This window comes from Wylensekiella montiformis (assembly GCF_009697385.1).
In the GTDB taxonomy this organism is placed as follows: domain Bacteria; phylum Bacillota; class Negativicutes; order Selenomonadales; family Selenomonadaceae; genus Selenomonas_A; species Selenomonas_A montiformis.
Genome location: NZ_VUNL01000005.1, coordinates 112,020 through 136,041, shown reverse-complemented (window position 1 = coordinate 136,041; position 24,022 = coordinate 112,020). Strand labels below are relative to the sequence as shown.

Annotated in this window: 20 protein-coding genes; 9 read left to right on the top strand and 11 right to left on the bottom strand. The window is 58.0% G+C overall.

Annotation, left to right across the window (positions count from 1 at the left end):
• Positions 1–23: 23 nt before the first annotated feature.
• The 5 genes from FYJ78_RS06010 to FYJ78_RS05990 form a co-directional block, all read right to left on the bottom strand.
• Positions 24–992 carry an alpha/beta hydrolase gene (locus FYJ78_RS06010; RefSeq protein ID WP_154620495.1) on the bottom strand — a complete coding sequence of 323 codons (969 nt, stop codon included), beginning with the start codon at positions 990–992 and terminating at the stop codon, positions 24–26.
• On the bottom strand, positions 993–2,702 hold the full coding sequence (locus FYJ78_RS06005; RefSeq protein WP_195847884.1) for a glycoside hydrolase family 28 protein: 1,710 nt from the start codon (positions 2,700–2,702) through the stop codon (positions 993–995).
• Positions 2,703–2,768: 66 nt separating this feature from the next.
• Positions 2,769–3,911 carry a pectinesterase family protein gene (locus tag FYJ78_RS06000; RefSeq protein ID WP_154620493.1) on the bottom strand — a complete coding sequence of 381 codons (1,143 nt, stop codon included), beginning with the start codon at positions 3,909–3,911 and terminating at the stop codon, positions 2,769–2,771.
• 139 nt (positions 3,912–4,050) lie between these two features.
• Positions 4,051–5,820 (bottom strand): glycoside hydrolase family 28 protein, encoded by a 1,770-nt coding sequence (locus FYJ78_RS05995; protein ID WP_154620492.1) that lies wholly within the window; start codon positions 5,818–5,820, stop codon positions 4,051–4,053.
• Between the two features lie 100 nt (positions 5,821–5,920).
• The gene (locus tag FYJ78_RS05990) at positions 5,921–7,633 is read right to left on the bottom strand and encodes an S-layer homology domain-containing protein (protein WP_154620491.1); all 1,713 of its coding nucleotides are present in this window, start codon (positions 7,631–7,633) and stop codon (positions 5,921–5,923) included.
• Between the two features lie 507 nt (positions 7,634–8,140).
• Between FYJ78_RS05990 and FYJ78_RS05985 the strand changes: the two genes are divergently transcribed.
• Positions 8,141–8,527, top strand: a complete 387-nt coding sequence (locus FYJ78_RS05985) for a hypothetical protein (RefSeq protein WP_154620490.1) — start codon at positions 8,141–8,143, stop codon at positions 8,525–8,527.
• Positions 8,528–8,645: 118 nt separating this feature from the next.
• Here the strand turns inward: FYJ78_RS05985 and FYJ78_RS05980 are convergent, their stop codons facing one another.
• Together FYJ78_RS05980 and FYJ78_RS05975 are read right to left on the bottom strand one after the other, a co-directional pair.
• Positions 8,646–10,559, bottom strand: a complete 1,914-nt coding sequence (locus FYJ78_RS05980; protein ID WP_154620489.1) for a fructose-1,6-bisphosphatase — start codon at positions 10,557–10,559, stop codon at positions 8,646–8,648.
• A 50-nt stretch (positions 10,560–10,609) separates the two neighbouring features.
• Entirely contained in the window at positions 10,610–11,062 is a 453-nt protein-coding gene (locus FYJ78_RS05975; RefSeq protein ID WP_154620488.1) for a metal-dependent hydrolase, read from the bottom strand.
• A gap of 142 nt (positions 11,063–11,204) precedes the next feature.
• Between FYJ78_RS05975 and FYJ78_RS05970 the strand changes: the two genes are divergently transcribed.
• Positions 11,205–12,302 (top strand): hypothetical protein, encoded by a 1,098-nt coding sequence (locus tag FYJ78_RS05970; RefSeq protein WP_154620487.1) that lies wholly within the window; start codon positions 11,205–11,207, stop codon positions 12,300–12,302.
• A gap of 49 nt (positions 12,303–12,351) precedes the next feature.
• Positions 12,352–12,828 carry a PTS sugar transporter subunit IIA gene (locus FYJ78_RS05965; RefSeq protein ID WP_154620486.1) on the top strand — a complete coding sequence of 159 codons (477 nt, stop codon included), beginning with the start codon at positions 12,352–12,354 and terminating at the stop codon, positions 12,826–12,828.
• An 86-nt stretch (positions 12,829–12,914) separates the two neighbouring features.
• On the opposite strand, the gene FYJ78_RS05960 is transcribed toward FYJ78_RS05965, so the two are convergent.
• The 3 genes from FYJ78_RS05960 to FYJ78_RS05950 form a co-directional block, all read right to left on the bottom strand.
• Positions 12,915–13,349 (bottom strand): flavodoxin, encoded by a 435-nt coding sequence (locus FYJ78_RS05960; protein ID WP_154620485.1) that lies wholly within the window; start codon positions 13,347–13,349, stop codon positions 12,915–12,917.
• A gap of 28 nt (positions 13,350–13,377) precedes the next feature.
• The gene (locus FYJ78_RS05955; protein ID WP_268878425.1) at positions 13,378–13,917 is read right to left on the bottom strand and encodes a DUF3793 family protein; all 540 of its coding nucleotides are present in this window, start codon (positions 13,915–13,917) and stop codon (positions 13,378–13,380) included.
• Positions 13,918–14,095: 178 nt separating this feature from the next.
• On the bottom strand, positions 14,096–14,533 hold the full coding sequence (locus tag FYJ78_RS05950; protein WP_206671379.1) for an HIT family protein: 438 nt from the start codon (positions 14,531–14,533) through the stop codon (positions 14,096–14,098).
• Between the two features lie 243 nt (positions 14,534–14,776).
• Between FYJ78_RS05950 and FYJ78_RS05945 the strand changes: the two genes are divergently transcribed.
• The 4 genes from FYJ78_RS05945 (at position 14,777) to FYJ78_RS05930 (ending at position 18,075) form a co-directional block, all read left to right on the top strand.
• Positions 14,777–15,838, top strand: a complete 1,062-nt coding sequence (locus FYJ78_RS05945; protein WP_154620483.1) for a methionine ABC transporter ATP-binding protein — start codon at positions 14,777–14,779, stop codon at positions 15,836–15,838.
• Positions 15,807–16,460 (top strand): methionine ABC transporter permease, encoded by a 654-nt coding sequence (locus tag FYJ78_RS05940; protein ID WP_154620482.1) that lies wholly within the window; start codon positions 15,807–15,809, stop codon positions 16,458–16,460. The genes FYJ78_RS05945 and FYJ78_RS05940 overlap by 32 nt, the downstream gene beginning before the upstream one ends.
• A 49-nt stretch (positions 16,461–16,509) precedes the next feature.
• The gene (locus FYJ78_RS05935) at positions 16,510–17,352 is read left to right on the top strand and encodes a MetQ/NlpA family ABC transporter substrate-binding protein (protein WP_154620481.1); all 843 of its coding nucleotides are present in this window, start codon (positions 16,510–16,512) and stop codon (positions 17,350–17,352) included.
• A 273-nt stretch (positions 17,353–17,625) separates the two neighbouring features.
• Positions 17,626–18,075, top strand: coding sequence for a MarR family winged helix-turn-helix transcriptional regulator (locus FYJ78_RS05930; RefSeq protein WP_154620480.1), 450 nt, complete (start codon positions 17,626–17,628; stop codon positions 18,073–18,075).
• Positions 18,076–18,154: 79 nt separating this feature from the next.
• On the opposite strand, the gene FYJ78_RS05925 is transcribed toward FYJ78_RS05930, so the two are convergent.
• Entirely contained in the window at positions 18,155–19,762 is a 1,608-nt protein-coding gene (locus tag FYJ78_RS05925) for a DUF4127 family protein (RefSeq protein ID WP_154620479.1), read from the bottom strand.
• 132 nt (positions 19,763–19,894) lie between these two features.
• Between FYJ78_RS05925 and FYJ78_RS05920 the strand changes: the two genes are divergently transcribed.
• Together FYJ78_RS05920 and cobT are read left to right on the top strand one after the other, a co-directional pair.
• Positions 19,895–22,084 (top strand): Tex family protein, encoded by a 2,190-nt coding sequence (locus FYJ78_RS05920; RefSeq protein ID WP_154620478.1) that lies wholly within the window; start codon positions 19,895–19,897, stop codon positions 22,082–22,084.
• Positions 22,081–24,000 (top strand): nicotinate-nucleotide--dimethylbenzimidazole phosphoribosyltransferase, encoded by a 1,920-nt coding sequence (gene cobT, locus FYJ78_RS05915; protein ID WP_154620477.1) that lies wholly within the window; start codon positions 22,081–22,083, stop codon positions 23,998–24,000. Before FYJ78_RS05920 ends, cobT begins: the two co-directional genes overlap by 4 nt.
• Positions 24,001–24,022: the final 22 nt, after the last annotated feature.

The window sequence follows — 24,022 nt, the reverse complement described above, 5'->3', positions numbered from 1 at the left end:
GAAAAACGATGCGGCGTCTGAATTCAGATCAGCCCGAGATCCCGCAGCCAGTTTTCACAGGCTGACGGCCAGTACCGCGTGCTGCTCTGCAGGGAGCGGCCGAGGCCGAAGCCATGCCCGCCGGTGCGGTAGATGTGAAGCTCCGCGGGGATCGCATAGCGGCGCAATGCCGAAACATAGCGGACGCTGTTGACCGGCGGCACCACATTATCGTCGGCAGCGCAAAATACAAAGGCCGGCGGCGTTTCGGCGGTCACATGAAGTTCCGCCGAATAGGTCTCCATAGCCTTCCTGCCCGGCGACAGGCCCAGCAGGCGCTTTTTCGTCCCTTCATGGGCATACTCCGGCAGCATGCTGATCACCGGATAGCCGAGAATGGTGAAATCCGGACGCGCGCTGACCTTATCCTGTTCATCGACGGGCTCGTACACCTTGCGCGCGTAGCAGGTGCTCACGCTGGCAGCCATATGGCCGCCGGCCGAAAAGCCCATAATGCCGATCTTTTCCGGATCGATATTCCATTCCTTCGCATGAGCGCGCACGATGCGGACCGCCCGCTGCCCATCCTCCAGCGAAACATCCTCGCGGTTCTTGTTGTGCGCGTTGCCCGGCAGCCGATAGCGCAGGATGAACACCGTCACGCCTTTCGGATTCAGCCAGTCCGCCACTTCATCGGATTCCTTGTCCATGACGACGCGCGCATAGCCGCCGCCCGGCCCCACGATGAGCGCCGTGCCGTTCGGATGTTCCGGCACATGCGCGATAAGAGTCGGCACGTCGATATCCGTCATGATGCGGTCATGATGCGCCGGATCCTCGCTGCGCTCCGTAACGGTGTTATGAAACGCGACATGTTCGCTGCCCGGCGCTTTGCCCGGCCAAAGATTCATCTGTCCGCCGTCCTGCAGCGGAGATGCCTGAACGGCACCCGCCGCACCGAGCGCTGACAGCAGCAGCCCGGCGACGGCAATGGTTTTCCAAATGGATTTCATTTATTTTTTCACTGCTTTCTTCCCGGATGATTTGGCCTTTGCAGCCTTGGACTCGTCCTGCTCATAGACGACGTTTTCCTGACGGATATTCTGCGCATGCTGCAGCTTCTGCGCGCCGCCGTTGATGATGCGGACATTGCGCAGAGTGATGTCGTGATGCTCGCCGCCCGGCATGCCCTCGATCTCAAAGGCCGCTTTCTTCGTATTCAGCACATTGCAGTCCTCGATCAGCATATCCTTGAATACGCCCGCATTCGCCCCCGCGTATTTGCCGACGGCATTCTCATCTTTATAATTGGTCGTGAACAGGAACGCATTATTCTTTATATCCTTGAGCACATTGTGGCGGAACACCGAATTGCGTCCGCCGCCGCCCATGTTGTCGGACGTCTTGCAGCGGAAGCCGACTTCCGTCAGTTCAAAGACGTTGTCTTCCCCGAGGACCTTCTCGATCCACGAAGCTGTATGGCTGCCGAGCGTGATGCCGCCATGCGCATGGCGCACATAGTTGTTGAAAATCCAGGCATTGCCGACCGGCGGGCGGCCCGCCGCGTCCGCACCCATACCGGCATTGAAATTTACCGCGTCGTCGCCGCTGTCCATGTAGCAGTTCATGACCTTGTATTTGCTGCCCGTATAATCGATGACATCGCCGTTGTTCGCGTCATAGGTATGAAACGCGACATTGTTGACCGTCACATCGTTGCCGAAATTGATGACCACCATGTGCATGGACGGGTTCTGCATGCGCACACCTTCGATATACAGATTATCGATATGGCTCAGCATGACCGTCGACCCGCGGCCGTTATATCCTTCCTTGAAATTGCGGTCCTCATTGTCCATGAGCCAGACCGTCTGATTTTTCGCCAGAATACCGTAGTTGCGGACATCGGGCTCACGGGATTTCTTCCCGTCCTCGCGCTTCAAGTTTGCCGCTTTGCGATAATAGCCCTTGGCATCCTTCTGCCAGCCATTGCCGTCAATCGTCCCCTGTCCGACGATGCGGAGATTGCGCAGATTGCTGCCGTTGAGCAGCCCGTTATAGCGCCCGTTCGGCTGCATCTCATAGCCGCCTACCTCCTCAGTGCCGAGAAGCGTCGCCCCCTCATCCAGCTGCAGCGTCATATCGCTCTTGAGCTGCACCGCACCGGACACGAACGTCCCGGCCGGCACCTCAAGCACGCCGCCCTTCGGCGTCGCGTCGATGGCCCTCTGCAGCGCCGCCGTATTCATGGTTTTGCCGTCGCCGACCGCACCGAAATCCGTGAGACGGACCGTCTTGGGAACAGCGGTCGTGCGGACCTTCACCGGCTTGCTGTCCGCCGACTCCTTGCCGTCCTTGCCGACGGCGCGCACCGTAAACGTATAATCCGTCGAGGGCGCCAGCCCCGACGCCTCATAGCTGTGATAAATGAGCAGATCCCCGCAAAGCTCCGGATTCTTCTGCTGGAACTCCTGCATGGCTTTGGTTCCGACGGTCTGCGCCGGCGTCTGCGTCGTGCCGATCTTCGTGCCGTTCTGATAAATGTTGTAGTAAACCGCGTCATCGCCTTTAGCCGGGCGGTCCCAGCAAAGCCAGGTGCTGTCCTGATCCGTCGACAAGGTCGGCGACTGCAGGCCGGTCGGAGCCTGCGCGGCAAAAACACTGGCAGACAGCGACAGACAGATCGCGCCCGTCAGCGCGGCAATTTTCTTCTGATTCCACATATGCTTCACCTCATAGCTCATATCTCATATCTTAATTATAGCAGGCGGCCTAAACGGCCCCCTTTTTTACGCCCGACGGGCCGGCTTCCAGTCGCCGAGGAAAGCGGCCGGCGTAAACTGCTCCGCCTCGGCGTCGGTGAGCTGACGGCGGTTTCCGCCAGTCAGCGCGCCCCGGCCGGTGTTCCGGTATTCATAGAGCCGGTTGTCCTCCGGCTGGAATACCCCGTATTTATTCTTCATGCTGTTCCATGCCTTTTCCTTTATCGGCGTATCGATCTGACATTCCCGGAACGCGGCGGCCGAGCTGACCTCGCGCTGCTCGGAGGACGGATGCCATGGACGGCCGAGCATCGCGTAATGCGGCGCGGGAATGTCGCTGGTCAGATGGCAGCGATAGAACAAATAGCCTTTATCCTGAGCCAGCGTACTCGGCGCCGTCACATAACCCATGCTGTACGCCTTCCCATCCTGCTTGACGGCCCGCGCCAGCGAGCGGATCTCGCAGGACTCAAACACCGCCGCCGAAGCCTGCCCGAAGATGAAGTCCACATCGCCTTCGATATAGCAGTCCCGATAATACTGGCGGCCCGCATTCGCGTACAAGGTGTCCTGACGCCCCAGGAACCGGCACTGATAAAAGCTGCTGCGATCCGCTTCGTCCGTGACGGCAAAGGCCTGAACGGCCTTCATCGTCTTATCCGCACGGCGCGCTTCCGTCGGAAAGTCATTGGCAAACGTGAGATTGACCGCCTGAAAATTCTTGGCCGCCGACGTGATCTTTACCGTGGCACATTCCATCGTATACGTCGCCTTGCCGGACGGATGCGTATCGCCGGGGCGCAGCGGCGTCCCCTCGGCGTCATTCCAGACGATGCAGGTCGTCGCAGCATCCTCGCCGATCATCGTCAGATTCGGCAGTGCGACCGTGACTTTCTCCCGGTACGTCCCCGGCTTCAGCTGCAGCAGATACGAATCCGCCTTCTGCCCGGCCATTCCGGCCAAAGCCTGCCGGATCGAAGGATACGTCGTGACATGACGTTTTTTGACCACTTTCTTCACCCGGCTGTCAACGACTGCCGTCACCTGCCGCTCAGCGGCCTGAGCGGCGGACAAAGCCGGCACTTCGCCGGGCATCGCCGGCGTCAGACACATCGCTGGGCCGAGCATCAGCCCGGCCATCACCGCAGCGGTCCATTTTCCTGTATTCATAAGCCCCTTCCTTTCTTCACGCAGCGCACATCCTGCCGTCCGCTTTTCCGCTGTATCGGCGAAAAGAGGGCCGCCGCGTCATGCGGCAGCCCCCTCCTGCTGACATCGTTTTCCGCTGCGGCAGGCTGCTCCGCCGCCGTTATTTCGCTTTGGCGCTTTTCTTTGCCGTCGAACCGGACTTCGCCTTGGATGCCTTGCTGTCCTTGGAACCGGACTGCTTGACATTGATAAAGTTGATCGACTTCGCATTCGTGATCTTCCAGGGCTGGCCGTCCTGAATCGTCACATTTTTAAACGTAATATCGTGGTGCATGGCATCCGGCTGGCCGACGATCTCAATCGCCGGTTTTTTCGTACCGAATACCGTGCAGTCCTCGACCAAAATATTGTAGAAGCTGCCCGTCTTTTCCGCTTTCGGGAACGCAGCCGCCGCATTCGGGTCGCTGTAGGCCGTCGTAGCGATAAAGAACTGCGCCTGCATATTCTTCATGGCATTATTGCGGAAATGAATATCCCTGGCGCCGCCGCCGTTGACCGGATTCGTCTTCATGCGCAGGCCGATGTCCGTGCCGTCCATGACGTTGTCCTCAGCCAGCAGCTTCTGAATATACGCCGCCGTATGGCTGCCCATGACCACCGCGCCATGGCCGTGATGGAAGGAGTTGTTAAAGATCCAGATGTTCTCCGTCGGATGATCTTTTGCACCGAGCGCACCCTGTCCGGCTGCGAAATTCACGCAGTCGTCGCCCGTGTCAAAAACATTGTCCATGACCTTGAGGCCGCTGCCGTGGCCGAACTCAATGCCGTCGCCGTTGTTGCAGTTATAGGTGCGGAACTGGGCGTTTTCAATGACGACATCGTTGCAGTGCTGCGCGATGAAGCCATGGTTGGCCGGATTGCGCATCGTGACGCCCGTGACATAGACCTTGTCCACGCCCTGCAGCAGAATCAGGCTCGAGCGGCGCGGATATGCCTTGTTTTCATCGAGCTTCTCATTCTCTTCGAGCGAACGCACCTGATTGGCCGCCAGAATACCGATATTCAGCACATGGTTTTTCTTGAGCGTGCCGTCCTTGTTCTTTCCCTTTGCACGGTAGAGATAATTGCCATCCGGCCCCTTCTTCCAGCCGTTGCCGTCAATCGTACCTTCGCCGACGATGCGGATATTCTGCAGGCGTTTCCCATCCGGTCCCGGCTTGGCGTTGATGAGCGCATAGTAGCGTTCATCGGAAAGATACGGATACAGCTTGTAATGGTAAGGATAGGAAGCCGCGTCCTCCGAGCCGAGCAGGGTCGCGCCCTTTTGGATTTCCAGCGTCATATTGCTCTTGAGCCAGATGGAGCCGGTCTTATATACACCGGCCGGAACAACGACCGTGCCGCCTTCCGGGCAGGCGCGGATCGCGCGCTGGATCGCCGCCGTATTGAGCGTCTTGCCGTCGTCGACCGCGCCGTACTTCGTGATGTTGACGACCGCGCCGCTCTGCTTCTGCGTCGTCACCGACAAAGCATTGGAATCCGCCGACTCGTCGCCATTCTTATCGAGTGCGCGGACGACAAACGTATGCTTCGAGCCCGGCTGCAGGCCGCGGACACGGTAAATATGGTTCGTAATGCGCTGCGCCTTGGGTGTTTTCGCGTAAAAGTCCTGAATCTCGCGCTTGGCCAGCGAAGAAAAATCCTCGTCGGTGCGCTGGATCAGCTTGCCGTCCATATAGACGTTATAAGCAATGATGTCCTTGGTCTTGGCCGGACGCTCCCAAATCAGGGTCGTGCCGTCCGTCGTGGTGGAAAGCGACGGAACCTGCAGGCCGGTCGGCGCGGCCGGGGCCGCAAAGACGCTGCCGCTGACAGCCAGGGCGATCAGGCTGGCCAGAGCCAGGCTCTTCTTCATGCTCGTAAACTGCATTGTACATCCTCCCTTATCTTTATCTCATGTCATGCATCGTTTATCCAACAACAGGAGCGGCCCAGCCGCTCCTGCCGTAAAAGTTCCTGTAGGATTGTTCTTAGAAGTAATAGTAGAGCTGGAAGCGGTACTGGTTGCCGGTATACTGGCTGGCCGCCTTGCAGTTGATGGCTTTATAGTGCATCCAGCGCCAATCGAACATGACGTTCTTGACCGGGACATAGCGGTACTCGAGAATCAGACCATGCTGGCCCTCGCCCTCTTTGTTCTTGAGGTCATAGGCCGACTTGATGCCGGTATACCGCTCCTGATGGATGAGGTCGAGCTCCCACATGCGGGAGTGCGGAATCGCTGCCTTGGCTTCGCCGAGATTGAAGGTCAGCGCATAGGCCTTGTTCTGGCCGCCGTACGTCGGATCCTGATAATTGGACTGCGCATAGAACGCCTGTACCTTGAGATCCTTCGTCGGATTCCAGACGGCGCTGATCTCGCCGATATCCGGATCCGTATACTTCGTCGGCTTGTTCAGATTGGAAATGCCATAGGCTTCCGCCGCCGCATTCTGGGCTGCCTTCTTCGCATTCAGATACGTGTGGTCGCCGCTGGAATGCAGATGCCAGTAGCTGAAATTAAACTGCAGATTGGAGGCGGCCTGATACTGCGCCTGCAGCTGCGTCATGCTGACGCCGAGGCCATCCGGGTTCATATCCGAGCCCGATACGCCTCGGTCCGGCTTGCTGTAATAAACCGGAATCGTAAGATCATCGCCGCTTTCATTCGTGATCGTAACCTTCCCGCTGGTGCTGGTAATGGAGTCTCCCGAGCTGAACGATACCAGCCCCGAACTCTTTAACGAATTCAGATTGGCAAGCTGCGAAGCAGACAGCGTCGATGCGTCGACCTTGGCCGTCTTCCCTTCCTTAATCAGCGTTGCCGAATCGGAGGAGTTGATGCGATGGCTGTCGCCGCTCCAGCTGTTCTTGTTGTAGTCGACATTACCCCAGGCAGCGCCGACCTTCCATTTATTGCCCGCGTTGATCATGTAATCGCCGCCGGTATAATACTGGCCCATGATCAGCGATTTCTTGATGCCGATGAAGCTGCCCTTCGTGCGGCCGATACGCATCTTGCCGCCGAACAGCGGGCCCTGCGCAAAGACCTTATTGGCCGACATCCAGCCTGCCGTATTCTCGCCCGTCGTTCGGTAATCGCCATCGCCGTCATATGCGCCGATCGTATCGATCTCGGCCGTCCAGCCGCCGCCCATCTTGAACTTGTTGTTGAGCTGATAGAGTACCTGATGGTTCTTCGTGCCGCCAAAGCCATCCGCGCCGGATTTCTTCGTTCCGTCCGGATACTTCTTCGTGCCGCCGTCCAGACGATAGCGGATCATGCCGGAGAAATCCCAGCCATCCGGCAGATGTTTGACATTGAGCTTCGGCCCGCTGGCCTTTTTGTCCGCTTTCTTTGCCTTGACGCCCGGAATCTTTACGTGCATATCGGTAAGCTCGCTCTGGAACTCCTTCATGAGCTTCTGGATGCGCTGCGTATCTGCGGCTCCTGCGCTCCCGGATTTCGACATGGCCTTGGCCGTAAACACGGCCATCTCATAGCGGGTCAGCGGCCGCTTGCTATTGAAGTCCGCATCAGTATAGCCGTCAATCAGCCCGTCATGCACCAGCGAGGCTACATCCTCGTAGTAGCCGGTGCTCTGCGGTACCGTTGCGAACGGGTTGTCACTTGCCAGGGCATAATTGCCCGCATTGAGGGCGGCAAAGCAGGCCAGCCCCAGCATAATCTGTTTCTTTTTCATAAACGCTCGACTCCTTAAAAAGATCTGCACTTCCCTGATGACGCGCACCTTGTACTGCAGCCTGCGGTCTTTCACGTCCAGGCCCGCCGCCGGCGACTTCATCGTTTCGGCCGGAACCGGTAAACTTTTCATCTCGTTTTCCAGAATACGGAGTTTCCCCGCGAAGGTTTACCGGTTCTCTAAATCCATTCCGTCGTTGCCTATGCACCTCCACTTCTCCTCTACACCTGATAGTATAAATTATTTCGACAATTCTTGACAGTCAATATCTTTATATTTTCCTGCAATATATTAATTTATTCCTATTGTTATTTATTTATTGCCATATCCTCGTCAGTTATTCCGATAAAATGCGACAAAACACCAAGCCCGGACCGGGGCAAATAAAGGAATTCCCGGTAAAATCTAAAGATATCACGGATTCCGCTAAAGATTCTGAGTTTACGAAACCAGTGCAGACCATTATAATAGAAGACAAAAGAAACCATACTATGAGGGGGAATCACGATGAAACACTTGCTGCAGAGCTTCTGTCTGCTGGCGGCGCTGGCCGCCTGTCTCGGGCTCCTGATCCCATCGGCGGAGGCAGCCGACAAGGTATCCTATGAGGTAAATCAGGTCACGCTGAAAGGAAATACCATCACCTTTCAGGGAAACTTCGTCAACAAAAGCGACAATTACCAGCGCGTACTGGGCCTTCATATAAAGTACCGCCTGTCGGATATCGATGCTTATCCGCTGCTGATCGGCGCGTTTGACAGCGAAGATCTTTCCGTCGACATCGGAAAAGACCCCGTTCCCTTCACCATTTCCGTGACAGACAGTCAAGCCAGTCTGTATACGACTGAGGACGTCGCCGTATGGAAAATCGACGACACCGTCGAACTGGAATAACCTTCATCCCGCTCCGGTAAAGCAAACGGGAGAAGAAAAAACAGCATACGCAAAAAGCAGGATCACCGGCTCAGACGAGTACGTGATCCTGCTTTTTTTGCAGCAATATACGCTTTCCCTATTCGCTTGGTTTCAGCAGGCCGTTCTGATAGGCCAGCAGGAGATTATACAGATCGGTGATTTCATCCTGAATGAGCCTGCCCTCGTCCGTGTCGCCCACCGTCGTCCGGCAGGACTGCAGCTCCACGGTTTCGGAGACGGATTCGATATCATGATTTTCCCGCAGGGCTTCGCGCACATTGGCGATGTGCTGATGCTCCAGCAGCCGCAGCCCGCGTGAATTGGAAATCAGGGTATAGCCGGATATACCGGTCTTTTTGTGATAGGCCTTGCAGAAGCCGCCGTCGATGATGATCGCCCGGCCCCCCGCTTTGACGGGGCTTTCCCCCTTCCGGACCTTTACCGGCACATGCCCGTTGATGATATGCCCCCGCTTCGGGTCCAGCCCGAATTCCCGCAGCACCATCTCACAGGTCTCCACCTGATCGATGTACCGATAATACGGATCCGACGGCTCCTTCCAGGTGCTCTCGTCGGCGATCAGCGCCCGTTCAAACGTCTTGAACTCACGTCCGGACAGCGGGGAAAGGCGTCCGCACCAGAGGAAATACATGAAATCCAGCGCATGACCGCCGCCATGCAGCCATGCCTCACGCGCCATATCCTCGCAAAAATCGAACCACTGCCGCCCCCGGTATGCCCGGCCGCCGTAGCAGATGGTCCGCAGGCTTCCGTCCTCCTCAAGCGGCACGCAGCCGTGAAAGAGCAGATTGCCGTTACAGCGCGTATACAGGCTGCCTTTTTGATAAAGGTAATCCACATGACGCTGCAGAACCGCGCTTTCCACGAAATACGACCGAAGGTCCTCAAGGATCTCCTGCTCCTCGGCCGTCAGCTGATACGGATCGCCGGCGGCCGAATCGATGGTTGGAAAGTAGGCGTTTTCCAGCTCATAGCGCCGTCCGTCCCCCAGCACCGCGCAGGAGGAGCGAAAGTCGATCCGGTCCAGCAGCAGGCGGCTGTCCATCTGAAAGTCCGGATTCCGCCGGATCAGCTGGCCTTCCAGCTTGAACATCATCATCGTGACGGCCCGCTCCGCCGCCCGGATCGGCCGCTCGTCCGGGTAGATTCGCGCCGCGAAGGCAGACAATGGCCGCAGGCTGATCCCGTAGCCGCGTTCCAGCACATCCGTATTGTCATAGCGCAGGGAATTGCGGACGACGGCAGCAATACAGGTTTCGCTGCCCAGCGCCGCCCCCATCCAGAGCACATCGTGATTGCCCCATTGGATGTCGACGGACGGATGCTTCATCAGACGGTTCAGTATCGCGTCCGGGCGATTGCCCCGGTCAAAGAAGTCCCCGACGATATGGAGCCGGTCGACGGCCAGTCGTTTGATCAGCACCGTAAACGCCTGAATGAAATCCGCTCCGCTGTCGATTTGAACGATCGTACTGAGCAGACGCTTGTGGTACAGAAACTGCGCATGATCCGCCTCCGGCCGCGTATTCATCAGCTCGACGATGACGGATTCAAACCGCTTCGGAATAAACCCGTTCACCTTGGAAGCCGGATATTTATAGCTCATGAGCTTGGACAGCTCCAGCAGCTGCGATAAATTGCGCCGGTACCATTCCGGCGTATTCTTGTGCGCGTCCGTCATTTGCTCGATTTTTTCCTTCGGATAATAAATCAGCGTACAGAATTCCGCTTTTTCCTCAGGGCTCAGGCGCTCGCCGAACACATAATCCACTTTCTCGCGGATAACACCGGAGCAGTTGTTCAGAATATGGAAGAACGAATCGTATTCTCCATGAAGATCGCTCATGAAATGCTCTACGCCCTTGGGCAGGGACAGCTGGGACTGAAGATAGATGAGCTTTTCATAAACCGATTCCTTCGTGGGATATTTCTCCGCCAGGAGACGCAGCACCTTCGTGGGACGCCCCTTCCGACAGGGACTTCTCCGCATGACGACCACCTCATTTGTCTTTGCTTCTTATCGTTTAGCGCGTTTTTTTATTATTTTACCACAAATACGAGATGAAAGATATATGCCAGCAGGACAAGGACAAGAGAAACCAGATACTCGGCGATCGAGCCGACGGTAAACAGCCGGAATCCGACTTTCTGCCAGGGCGTGAAAAGTGGCACTTTGCCGCAGAGCGCGTCTTCGGCAATATGGAGCAGCGCCCCAATGCAGAAGTAGCTGCCGATCACGCCGATGGTATCAAAGGAAGGACTTTCCGGCGCCATGATCCGCTGCTGCAGGCCGAGCAAAAGAAGATAAAGCATCGGCCAGTGCGACCAGCCGCGGTGACGGCTGCGCCAGCTCCAATAATCGCCGCTGCGCGGATTGCCTTCCAGCTTGTCCGGCAGAACAGCCCCGGCCATGCTGTAGAGCGCCGGCAGGAGTTCGCCCGCAGCGGCATAGACGATGACCCCTGTTACGATTTCATGATTAACCCATTTCATAGCGACACCTCAGGAACGAACAGTTATTCTTCTTTTATTTTAGCATATATGTTCGTTATTGGCCATATTTCCCGCCGCATCTTTTTTGCCGCGCAGACGCATCTTATAGTATAATAGAAAAAGATTCGCAAGGAGGAGTGATATGGACGACTACACCTGGAAACGGAAACTACAGCAGCGGCGGATACGCCAGCGGCGCCGTTTTGGTCTGTTTTTCCTGCTGCTGTCTGCCCTCATCGCCGCAACAGTCTGGTATTTCTTCTTTTATGTCCGCACCCCGGAATATACGCTGAAACAGCTGACCATCGCCGTGGAGCAGCGCGACGCCGACGCCGTCCGCCGCTATGTCAATCTGGACGTTTTGTCCTCTCAAATCTACGATGACCTGACCGTGGATCTTTTCGCCTATGATTCGACGCTGACACCGGCGACCCGGGTCATGTTTGAAAAATTCTATATCACCATCAAGCCGCAGCTTGCCGGCGGACTGGAGCAGGCCGCGCTAAACCGTGTGGAAACGGGCGTATGGGGCCTGCCGGATGGCACCGACATTCTGAAAGGGCGCCAGCTCGGCATCGATTTCGAGCGGTTCATCGAGCGGAGCCAGCTGCGCAACACGACATGGATACGGATCGGCGCCATACATCACGAGGGGACTTCGGCCACCGCCGATATCGAAATCGTCGAAGACTACACCCAGACGCCGTTCACCCTACAGGTCGGGCTGGAACAGGCCGACGACGGCCGCTGGCAGGTGTCCTGTATCAAAAACTACCGCCAGTATCTCGACACCATCGCTCCGCTGCAAAATGGCGACATCGCCAGCTACATCGATGCGACGCAGGACATCATCGACCGCTACAACAGCGATTTTTCCGCCTATCAGCAGCGCTTCAGCCAGCTGGCAAAGACCAGTACCGGCGAGCTTTCAGCGGCACAGCGCAAAACGCTGGCCACCCTGATCGCGGACGAAGTCATTCCGTCCCTCAAAAAACGCCAGCAGCGCCTCGACGAAACAGAAGTCCCGCCCGGCGCTCAGTATCTGGCCCGTCAGCGCCAGCAGTCCACGGAGACCACCATCAAGGCCTGGCAGCACTTTTTAAAGGGCCTGCGCGAAAACCGCCAGTCCGAATTCGCCACGGCGGAAACACTGCACAAACAGGAGCTGGCTATCGACCTTCGAATTCAGGACATCATACGCCATACGGCAATCAGCAGAAACATCCCCAATCTTCCCTGATCTTACAGCACGACCACTTCTACTCATGACAGGAAAGCAGGTAGATACCATGACACAGACAAAACCATGCGGCCGCGTTCTGGCGCCTATATCCGGAAAAACCATCGATATTACCACCGTACACGATCCGGTATTCGCTGAAAAAATGACCGGCGACGGTCTGGCCATTCAGGCGGAGGACGATACCGTCATCGCCCCCTGTGACGGCAGAATCACCCTGTTTTTTGACACGCGCCACGCCTTCGCCATCACCACGGACAGCGGCATCCAGATCCTCGTCCATATCGGACTCGATACCGTTCTGATGAACGGAGAGGGGATCACGGCCCTGCACCGCTGCGGAGAATACGTTCATGCCGGCGCCCCGATCCTCAAGCTGGATCTGCCGCTGCTCAAAAAGCGCAAAATCAATCTGGTCTCTCCTGTCATTATCGTAAACTATGAACAGGTGCGCAATCTGACGCCCCTGCCTGCCGGCAGGCAGGTCACGACCGGCCAGGACATCGTCCTGACCTACAGCCTGTAAAGAATCGACGCAAAAAAGCCCCGGAATTGCCCGGGGCTTTTTTTGCGTCGATTTTGCCGAGTCTTCCGCTTTTGTCGATTCTTTCGTCAGCCGGCCATAGCCGCAAGATCCCGGCCGAGCTTTTCACAGGCTGCCAAAGCCGCATCGTCCGGCGCGTTCTCGACCGCAAGGCCCTCGCCGCAGAGTCTGGCGCCGGCCTTTCGCGTGCGCTCCGCCCAGTCCCGCATCCATGCGCCGCCGCCCCATCCATAGGAGCCAAACAGCGCGACCGGCTTGTCCCGCAGCTGCCCTTCGACCTCCGCAAAGAACGGTTCATACGCGCTCTCTTCCAGCACCTCATCTCCCATGGCGGGGCAGCCGAACATCAACCCGTCATAGCCCAGAGCCTCTTCCGCGCGAATCTCCTCTACCTCAGCCAGCCTTACTTCACAGCCCGCAGCCCTAACGCCGCGGGCCGCCGCCTCGGCCATCTCTCTGGTATTCCCGGTCCCCGTCCAGTAAATGATCGCAATCTTTGCCATGCTCAAACCTCCTCGAAAAACTTCCGCCTCATACCGCCAGAATCAGTTCCTGAAAACTCGCACCGCGCTCCAACTGCTGACAAAACTCCTGCGTACAGTCGGTATACTGCTCAAAGAGCTTCCGGGTCTGCGCCTCATTGGCATACACCTTCCAGTAACCGCTGCAGCAGAACTTTCTCCCGCGATGCGCAATGAAGCCTTCCACATCCTCCGGCGGATAATCGAGAAACAGTCCGATCTCATGCGGGAATGTCTTTTGCAGCCGCATGCGCGCCTGCAGCCGGGCGAGCATCTGATCCAGCGTATCCTCTTCCCGATAACCGCACTGCTGCAAAATCTTCCGCGCCAGACCGCGTTTCAGATTCCGCTCCAGAACATGTCTCCGATAAAACAGCAGCAGCACATACTCCTCTCCTTCCGTCACCCGGAACACCGAAATCCCCTTGCAGCGGAAACAAGGCCCGTACGAAGCCAGCAGCCGATCAAAATCCCGGAACCGGCTCTTGCGAAACGAGAGAAGGCTGCCTCCCTTCAAACCGCGAAACATGGGCGCGGCATGAAATCCCAGCAAATATTCGAACCCCTCACGGCCCAACGCGCATCACCTCAGTCCTTCATTGATAATCATTCTCTTTTATTCTTTCATTATATCGCGAATGTTTCTCAATGGCAAGAAAAAAATAAGATCCGCCGGATTCTATGCCGACGGACCTTGCGCGCTTTGAGCTGCCTCTGTGCCAACCGGCTCAAAGCGCAGCTTTCAGCTTTTCGATCATCGCCTGATACTCTTCCTCGGTCAGGAACTTTTTCTGCGGATTCATCGCAAACGTGCCGCCCCATTCAAACGCATCCCGGTATTTGGGCACAAGGTGGACATGGCAGTGGCCGCAGGTATCTCCATAAGCGCCATAATTCACCTTATCCGGATGAAATGCCTGATGCAGCGCCGCGGCGACATGGCGGACATCCCGGTAAAACGCATCCATCTGCTCCTCGGTCATGTCCGTGATCTCGCTGACATGGTCTTTCGCCGCCACGATGCAGCGTCCCGGATGACTCTGCTCGCGGAAAAGAACCAGTATGCTGGACGGCAGCTCGCAGACAAACAGCCCGAAAGCATCCAACAGCTCATTGCGCATACAATAGGAACAATTCGTATCTTTCATGACGTTAACCCCTCTCATTCCGGCAGGAACGGCCTGCCATATTCTGCTTTCATTATAGATTCGGCGCCAGCCCGCCAACAAGAGAAAATTTATAGGATTTTCCGCATTATTTATAGGAAGCCCGCTTTTTTGATGCTATAATGAATATAAAACGCGTTTCGGCACAGCTTCTTTGTGCCGCTCGTTTTTGTTGACAAGAACGCATCGGTATGATATTATGCAAAACATATAATACTACTAGGAATAGGAGGGTGCGCGTTCATGATCAAGCTCTCTCACATCGAGAAGACATACGACAGTCCATCCGGCCCGGTAAAAGCTCTGCGGGGCATCGATCTCACCATCGGGCGCGGCGAAATCTACGGCATCATCGGCCTCAGCGGTGCCGGAAAATCCACATTGGTCCGCTGCATCAATATGCTTGAGCGGCCGACGGCCGGACAAGTCTTCGTAGACGGCCGGGAAATGACTGCCCTGACTCCTGCCGAGCTGCGCGAAGCCCGCAAGTCTATCGGCATGATATTCCAGCACTTCAATCTTCTTTCTTCCGCGACCGTCTATGACAATGTCGCTTTTCCGCTGAAACTCGCGGGAATGTCCGCCGGGGACATCCGCCAACGGGTGGAGCCGCTTTTGAAGCTTGTCGGACTGGAAGCCAAGGCGCATCAATACCCGTCCCAGCTGTCCGGCGGCCAGAAACAGCGCGTAGGCATCGCCCGCGCACTGGCCAGCGAACCGAAGGTCCTGCTCTGCGATGAAGCCACCAGCGCGCTGGATCCGCAGACGACAAAGGCCATTTTAGACCTGATACGGGACATCAACCAGAAGCTCCGCCTGACCGTCGTCGTCATCACACACGAAATGCAGGTCATCAAGGAAATCTGCGACAAAGTCGCCGTCATCGACAAAGGCGTTATCGCCGAACAGGGGCCGGTACTTGAGGTATTCACCAATCCGCAGCAGCCGATCACCAAAGAATTCATCAGCGTCCTGCTGTCCAATGAACTTCCGGCGGCCTTCCGCGGCGAGAAAATCTCCGCGGATCCGGTGCCCGGCGCCTGCCTGCTGCTCCGGCTGACCTTCATCGGCGAATCGGCAGACAATCCGGTCATTGCCGGAATGATCCGCCGGTTTCCGCAGGTCGAAACCACCCTGCTGTTCGGCAGTCTCGACCAGATCAAGGCCACGCCGTTCGGCCGCATGATTATCGGGCTCACGGGCCCGCAGAGCGAAATCGACCGCGCACTGGACTACCTGAAAAGTCAGGATCTCAAAGAGGAGGTGATCGGCTATGTCAAGCGACATGATTCCACTGCTGTCTAAAGCGCTCGGCGAAACCGTCTATATGGTCGCCGTCTCCATGGTCATCGCCTCGGCCATCGGCATCCCGCTCGGCGTCCTGCTGCACACCACAGGACGCGGGCAGATTCTCGAGGCCCCGGTCTGGAACCGGATTCTCGGCGCCGTCGTCAACGCGATCCGTTCCATCCCGTTCATCATCCTCATGGTCGCCATCATCCCGCTGACGCGCGCCATCGTCGGCAGCGCGATCGGGACGACCGCGGCCATGGTGCCGCTGATCCTCGCTTCCATCCCGTTCATCGGCCGTCAGGTCGAAACCTCGCTGAAGGAAGTCCCCTACGGTCTGGTCGAAGCGGCGCTCGCCATGGGCGCCACGCCGCTGCAGATCATCCGCCGCGTGCTTCTGCCCGAAGCCCTGTCCGGGATCGTCGCCCAGCTCACCACGGTCATCATCAGCCTTGTCGGCGAATCCGCAATGGCCGGAGCCATCGGCGGCGGCGGCCTCGGCGATCTGGCCATCCGCTACGGTTACCAGCGGTTCCGTCCGGACGTCATGCTGGCCACCGTCATTATCCTGATCATTCTCGTACAAGCCGTCCAATTTATCGGCAACATGCTGGCACGAAAACTGGACCGCAAATAACCGCTCTTCCGAACAGGAAAGCGCAGCTATTAAAAGGAGGTTTTTCTCTATGAAAAAAGTATCTGCTCTCATCGCCGCCCTGTCCGTCGCCTGCCTCGCGCTGGCCGGCTGCGGCGGCACCCAGTCCCAGTCCTCGGGTACAAGCGCCGTGGCCCAGAACGCATCCGGCATGAAAACGCTGAAAGTGGGCGCGACCTCGGTGCCGCACGCGGAGATTCTCGAAGCGGCCAAACCGCTGCTCGAAAAAGAAGGCATCAAGCTGGACATCGTAGAATTCAACGACTACGTCCAGCCGAACCTTGCCCTCAACGACAAGGAACTCGACGCCAACTATTTTCAGCATGAGCCGTATCTCAAAAACTTCATCGACGAACACAAGGAAGTAAAACTGGTCAATGCCGCCGGCATCCACATCGAACCGATGGGCATCTACTCCCGGAAGGTCAAGGACCTCAAGGAACTCAAGGACGGCGCATCCATCGCCATCCCGAATGACCCGACGAACGGCGGACGCGCTCTGCTCCTGCTGCAGAAAGCCGGCCTGCTGACGCTCAAAGACGGCGTAGCGGAAAAAGCGACCATTCAGGACGTCACGGAAAATCCGCACAACTTCAAATTCCAGGAAGTCGAAGCCGCTCAGGTTCCGCGCACGCTGGACGACGTCGATGCGGCGATCATCAACTCCAATTTCGCCATGCAGGTAAACCTTGACCCGACCAAAGACGCGCTGTTCATCGAAGACAGCACCAGCCCGTACGTCAACATCATCGCCGTACGCGCCGGCGACGAAAACCGTCCGGAAATTCAGGCGCTCATCAAAGCGCTCAAAAGTCAGGAAATCAAAGATTTCATTACGGAAAAATACAAAGGCGCCGTCGTTCCGGCATTCTGATCCGGAAGCAACGCCTCAAACAAAACAGCCACCCGCACGGGTGGCTGTTTTTTCGTCTGGATGCGGATTTGCGAGCATTTCATCTCCGTATGAAGATGAAGCCCCATCTCTGCTGCTTTCTTATTCACGGCGAAGAGCTGAGTCATTGTATTTTGTTAAATTGAATTTTTAAAAATTATATTTGCATGATGAGAAAAATCTGATACAATAGAATCATACGCAGGATACGAATCAGAACAGTATCCGCACAATAAAAAAGGAAGGAATCCTGCTATGACAAACGAAGACGATTTGCTGCTGCTCGATAAGCAGCTTTGCTTTCCCATTTACGCCTGCGCCCGGAAGATCGTGGCGGCTTATCATCCGTTTCTCAAGGCCATCGGCCTGACCTATACGCAATATGTGACCATGATGGTTCTTTGGGAAAAGAAAGAGCTGTCCGTCCGCGACCTCGGACAACGTCTCTACCTCGACTCCGGTACGCTGACCCCGGTTCTCAAAAAGCTCGAACATCTCGGATACATTAAGCGCCAGCGCAGCGCGGAAGACGAGCGCGTCGTCCATGCGATCCTTACGGATGCCGGACTGGCGCTCAAGGAACGGGCAAAAGCCGTGCCGGAACAGATGGGCTGCCACCTCGCGAAGGAAGGCGTCCTGTTTTCTCAGGAAGAAATCGACACCATGAAAGCACAGCTCTACAAAATCTTAGAATGCCTGCGCTAAACAAAACGCTGCCCCCGGATAAAGCCAAAAACGATCGTGGCTCTATCCGGGGGCAGCGTATTTTTCGCACCGGAATTTCTCAGTGAAAATCTACCTCAAACAAACGATGCCAGGGCAGGACAGCCCGCAGCGTGTCCAGTCCGGAATACGGAGGAAGATTGCGCGCGGCGAACTGTCTCATCCGGCTGGTGATGCGCGCAGTGATGCCCGTCTCGTACGACCCGGGATTGGCATAAACATCCGGCCGGCGGAACTGGGCCAGATCGGCGGCCAATCCGGTCCGGACGTTGGCCTGATAGCCCCAATCTTCCAGATAGCGCCGCGTCAGCAGGCGGTCGCAGGCCTCATCGCTCATGCGGGTACTCAAAAGGCCCATGCCGATCGCAAAACCGGTGCTGTTCGTCGCCGTATTCCATCCGGCATAAGACCGAATGCGATAAAGCAGCCCCTCATCGCGCAGATGGCGCATGAGCGCATTGTCCGCCCCGTTGGCAAACGCAATATCCGCAATGCCGACAGGCCGGCCAGCCTCCGCATAGCGTTTCACCATGCGGACAAAAGCGCGCGTCGCCGCCCGGTCCTGGCCATCGTTGAGCAGTGTTCCCTCGGAAGGAGAAATCACATTGGCCTCTCCCGTCCGGCCATCCTTGTTCGTATTGACCAGCATCACCAGATCCGCCCGCTCCGGGCTGCGCACCAGCATCCCTCCGGCAGCCAGCACGGCAGCCCGGACCGATGCGCCAATGCGGCTGTCCGAATAGCTCGGCACCGTATCGGCCCCCGTGCCTTCGTTATACCGGACATACAGGAACGGAATCTGGCGCTCGATATCATTAACCGCCCGACTCAGCAGCAGAACGCCGAATTCATCGATCCCCGTCTGCAGCTGAAACTTTGTCTCAGGCAGGCCGGCTGCATACTGCTCCAACATGCGCCCCTCGCGATGCGTCTGCGACAACGGAGCATTGTCGTCCTTGCCGATGACGAAATAGCTGAACACTCCCTGCCGCGTGAGATCGATCATCCGGCGGCTGACCGACAGATTCTTATCGCGCCGCGCCAGCCAATCCTGCCGGACGTCCGCCGGTACAGCCTGCCTGCGCCGCGCCAGCTCCTGTTTTTCTTCCGCATCCAGTCCCACCGTTTCCGCCTTGTCCTCCAGCGCAGAAACGCGGAAAAGATCGGCCCCGTATTCCTGATAGTACGGCGGCTCCTCCTGTCCGGCAGCCGCCCCGTTGACCGGCGTCCGCATCAGCGACCCGAACGCATACAGCCTCATTCCCGGATTTTCCTGCCGCAGCCGGGCAAACTGAGCGGCACGGCCGCTCAAAACCTGCTCCGGTATCTCATGCTTGCGGGACGGAACCAGTCCTCCATAGATCATCGCATCGGACGAAATCACCGCCGCCTGCGCTCCGCGGACATGCTCCCGCGCCCATGCCCACAGCGCATCCGGCCGCCCCGGCTTTTCCGTGCCGCCACTTAACAGCTCCTGCGGCGGCATAATTACCTCATACCCCATCGCCCGGACAACATCGGCGCTCTCCTCCCCTGAGATCGGCCGGTTATCATGCGGAATAAACAGCAGCTTTCCCTTTGCGGCAGCCGATACGCTGCCGGCCGAAAACGCAAACCATCCCAGCAGGGCCATGCACACAGCCACCGCGATGCTCTTGATGCCTTTCATTGCTCCACCCCTTTTCGGATTCTCATGGCGTATGATTTCGACATCTGTCTGGCAAAACCCTTCCCGGACAGGCATATCCTCTTTTCATATGCTATAATGGAAAACAAAATACGAAGAAAGCTGGTATACCATATGCTCACGAAAGAAATTCCCGCCGCACTCGCCAAAGAACTGCACATCCGCCCGAAACAGGCCGAAGCTGCCATCGAACTCTTGGACACAGGCAATACCGTTCCCTTCATCGCCCGTTACCGCAAAGAAGCGACCGGCTCGCTCGAAGACGAACAGCTCCGCCTGCTGGAAGAACGGCTGACCTATTTGCGCAGTCTCGTCAAACGGCAGGAAGAAATCCTTGCAAAAATCGAAGAACAGGGCAAACTGACCGACACACTGCGCACCTCGATCGAAAAGGCCGCCCGCCTGCAGGATCTGGAAGATCTTTACCTTCCCTATAAGCAGAAAAAACGCACCCGCGCCCAAATCGCCCGGGAACGCGGGCTCGAACCGCTGGCCAATGCCATGCTGCTTCAGCAGCAGAAAACCGGCTCCCCGGAAGACGCCGCGCAGCGCTTTATCTGCCCTGAAAAGGAAATTCATACCGCGGAAGATGCGCTTGCCGGTGCGATGGACATCGTCGCTGAAACCGTCATGGAGGATGCCGCTCTGCGCCAGCAGATGCGCCGCCGCATCTGGAACAACGGACACCTCTGCACCGAACTCTGCCGGGACGCTGAGAACGCGCAAACCTTTGAAATGTATGACGGCTACGAAGAGCTGGTTCACACCCTGCCGTCCCACCGCATCCTCGCCATCAACCGCGGCGAAAAAAAAGGCTGTCTCAAGGTCCGTCTCACCGCGGATCACGAGGACAACTGCGAGCGCATCCTCCGTCACATCCGCCGCGGCAGTTCCATCTGGGAAAGCCTTCTGCGCGACGCCGTCGCCGACGGCTACAAGCGTCTGCTCTTCCCGGCGCTGGAGCGTGAGATTCGCGCCAGACTCACCGAGGAGGCCGAAGCGCAGGCCATCCGCGTCTTCGGCGCCAACCTGCGCCAGCTCCTTCTGCAGGCCCCGCTGGCCGGCCAGACTGTCATGGGACTGGATCCGGGCTACCGGACCGGCTGCAAGATGGCCGTCGTCGACGCGACGGGACACGTCATCGACCACGGTGTCCTGCAGCTCACAAAGAGCGACGCCGAACGCGAAGAATCCGCCCGGAAAGTCCTCTCGCTCATCCGAAAGCACCACGTCACCCTGCTCTCCATCGGCAATGGCACCGCTTCCTATGAGACCGAGCAGTTCGCCGCCAATCTCATCCGGCAAAACCATCTGGAACAGGTTCACTACCTGATCACAAACGAAGCCGGAGCCTCCGTCTACTCCGCCTCCGCGCTGGCGAAAGAAGAACTGCCTGACTACGATGTCACCATACGCGGTGCCGTCTCCATCGCCCGCCGCGTTCAGGATCCTTTGGCCGAACTCGTGAAAATCGACCCGCAGGCCATCGGCGTCGGGCAATACCAGCATGATGTCAACCAAAAGGAACTGACGCATACCCTCGACGCCACCGTAGAAAGCGCCGTCAACCATGTCGGCATCGACCTCAACACGGCCTCCGGCGCACTGCTGCGCCACATCGCAGGCATCAACGCGGCCATCGCCAAAAACATCGTCGCTTACCGCAACGAAAACGGCATATTCACCAGCCGCCGCCAGCTGCTAAAGGTCCCGCGCCTCGGGCCCGCCGCCTATACACAGTGCGCCGGATTCCTGCGCATCCACGGCGGAAAGACGCCGCTCGACAACACCTCCGTCCATCCGGAATCCTATGAGCTGGCCGAAAAAATCCTCAGCCGCCTCGGCTTCACGCCCAGTGACCTCAACGACAAAGAACAGCTGACCCTGCTCGCTGCAAAATGCCGGCTCGTGGACACGGCCCGGCTCGCTCAGGAAATGAACGCAGGCGAACCGACCATTCGCGACATTCTCGACGCACTGATCCGACCGGGCCGCGACCCGCGCGAAGACCTGCCCGCCCCGCTGACCCGTCAGGCCATTGTCAAACTCTCCGATATCCGGCCCGGCACCATCCTGCGCGGCACCGTGCGCAACATCACCGATTTCGGCGCCTTTGTCGACATCGGCATCAAAACAGCCGGCCTCATCCACATCTCCGAGCTCAGCCAGAAGCGCGTCAAGCATCCGCTGGATGTCCTCTCCGTCGGCGATATCCTGAACGTCATGGTCATCAGCGTCGACGAACAGCGCGGCCGCATCGGCCTTTCCCTCAAACAGCTCCCGAAGGAGGCGCAAATCGGATGAAGCTTCTCGAACAAACCATTGCAGCCATCGAACCAGTTCGGCAAGAACCGGCTGAAGAGGTCAGCGCCCGCCTGAACTCCGTCATGGAAGGCGACGCGGACACACTGGGTCGCCTGCGCAGTCTGCTGCTCCGCTACATCGCCATCACCGGACGCCGCCACCCGGCTCCTCCGGAAAAATGCACCATCATCTGCTGCGGCGATCACGGCGTAGCCGCCGAAGGCGTCAGCGCCTACCCGCCGGAAACCACCGTACAAATGACGCGCAACTACCTCATCAGCCGCGGAGCCGCGGCCAACGCCCTCTCCAACTACTGCGGCTCCGAGCTCATGGTCGTCGATATGGGCGTAGCCGCTGATACCAGCGACGTCCCCGATCTCATCCGGCGCCGGATCGCCGCGGGAACAAAAAATATCGCCCGCGGCCCCGCCATGACCAGAGAGCAGGCCCGTCAGGCGGTCGAAACCGGCATCGAACTGGCCGCACAGGCCATAGAAAAAGGCTTTGACTGCATCCTCCCCGGCGAAATGGGTATCGCCAACACCAGCTCCAGCGCCTGTATCGCCGCGGTATTCTGCGGCCTTTCCCCGGAAGAAGTCACCGGCCGCGGCACAAACATATCCGACGAACGCCTGAAAAAGAAAATCGGCATCGTCCGGCAGGCCCTGACCGTCAATCAGCCGGATCCCCATGATGGCCTTGATGTGCTGGCCAAAGTAGGCGGCTTTGAACTCGGCGCGATCACCGGACTGATCCTCGGCGCCGCCGCCCGCCGCTGCACGGTGATCCTCGACGGCGCCAATACCGGGTCCGCCGCCCTGATCGCGCAGGCCCTGTCCCCCTACAGCACCGGCTATCTGATCGCCTCGCATCAGGGGACGGAAAAATCCCACCGCTACACCCTCCGCAAGCTGGGCCTCCAGCCGCTCATGAATCTGGACCTGCGCCTCGGCGAAGCCTGCGGTTCCTCACTGCTCGCGCCCATGCTCGAAGCCATGCTCACCGCCTGGGACGTACTCGACCGCCTGCCCCGCGACCCGGTCGAAGCCCCCTTTCATCAGGAATACATGAGCCAGACCCCGGCCAAAATCACCAACAAAACCTTCGACTTCTATCTGCATACCATGCAGGACCTCGACCACCCGGCGATGGAGCGCTGCCAGCATCGCATCGACAACCTCTCCAAGCCCATATACAGCCTCGGCTATCTGGAGCAGATCGCCGTCGAGCTGGCAGGCATCATCGGCGACGAACAGCCGGAATACGGCATGGACCGCGCCCTGCTCTGCTTCACCGGACGTCACGCCAGCCCTCTGTCCGCGCAGATTGCCGCTGCCTTCGCCGCCCATGCCGACGCAGAAGTCACCATGGCGCACCTGCGCGAAGGGCTGCCTCCGTCCGCGGCCTTCGACTTCGGCCGCGAACAGGCCGAATACCTCTCGCTCACCTGCCCGCTTCTCGGCCTTGCCCTGACCGAACCCGACCCGGATCTTCCCTTCGGCACATCCGCCAAACAGCTGCGCCGCGCCCTGCTGAATCCGGACGGAACCCTTCGCTATCCCGCCGACACCTTTCTGCGCCATGCGCCGGAAGTCTGGCAGCCGGCCATCAGCGCGGCAATCGGCGCCATCATCGCCGCCGCCCACAACAGCAGCTTCATCCTGCTGGACGACGAAGCCACAGAAATCATCGCCCGCTACACCGAACAGCTCTGCCCGGACGTGCGTCCCTATCTCCTGCACATCCAGCCTGCCCTGCTGCAGACCAAGGCCAGCCTGCCCGGCGGCATCATCGCCTGCCTTGGCTTCGGGCTCGTCGATGCCTCCCTGCACATGCTCAACGACATGCGCACCTTCGCCGAAGCCCGCGTCGCTGTAGCCGGCGACGGCCCGGGCGCCGGCCGTCAGCTCAGCTGACGCAGCGTTTGACAACCACCGC